This is a genomic window from Arthrobacter sp. M4 (assembly GCF_020251205.1).
Taxonomy (GTDB): domain Bacteria; phylum Actinomycetota; class Actinomycetes; order Actinomycetales; family Micrococcaceae; genus Arthrobacter.
This window is the reverse complement of the sequence record NZ_JAIWYX010000059.1, coordinates 1-518: the sequence shown is the minus strand read 5'-3', so window position 1 is coordinate 518 and position 518 is coordinate 1. Positions and strand designations below refer to the sequence as shown.

The following is a 518-nucleotide window of genomic DNA, read 5'->3' as shown; positions in this document are numbered from 1 at the left end:
AGACTCCGTCGGAACGGGAGACGGGCAATGTCCTGCTCCTGTTGCGACGACGATCGTCGGTCCTTGCTGATTACTTGAACTATCTTGGTGGCCATTGCCTCGGTGGGGCGGCTGCCCAGCGTTGTTTCCAGGCGTCGTCGGCAATCTCGTTGGTTAGCAGGATGGGTGCGAGGTCTTCGCGGGCTCGTTCAAGCGTGAGGGGCTCCGGGAGGGGCCCAGCGAACCACGCTGCGGGGTCGCGGTGGATCAGCAAGGTTCGATTGCCCGGGGCTGGCTCTTGCCGCCACTGGTTCGATCCCGATGGGATGCGGTGCCGGGGCCCGATGAGCTGTACTCCGAACGCGTCGGGGACGTAGGTTTCTGCGATTGTTCTGCCGGCCTGACTCTTGCCGCGCATCAGGTATGGTCGTTCGGGCCATTCGTAATCGGTGAACCAGTCCCTGTCGCCCGCCACGTAATTCCCCAGGGCTTTCGTCACGTTATTCCTCAGTGCCTGGTGACATGGTAATCCTTCTTCG

1 protein-coding gene is annotated in these 518 nt (G+C 62.0%); it reads right to left on the bottom strand.

The annotated features are described in order from the left end of the window. Positions 1-79 precede the first annotated feature (79 nt). Positions 80-478, bottom strand: coding sequence for a hypothetical protein (locus LD110_RS23385; RefSeq protein ID WP_225502334.1), 399 nt, complete (start codon positions 476-478; stop codon positions 80-82). Positions 479-518 lie beyond the last annotated feature (40 nt).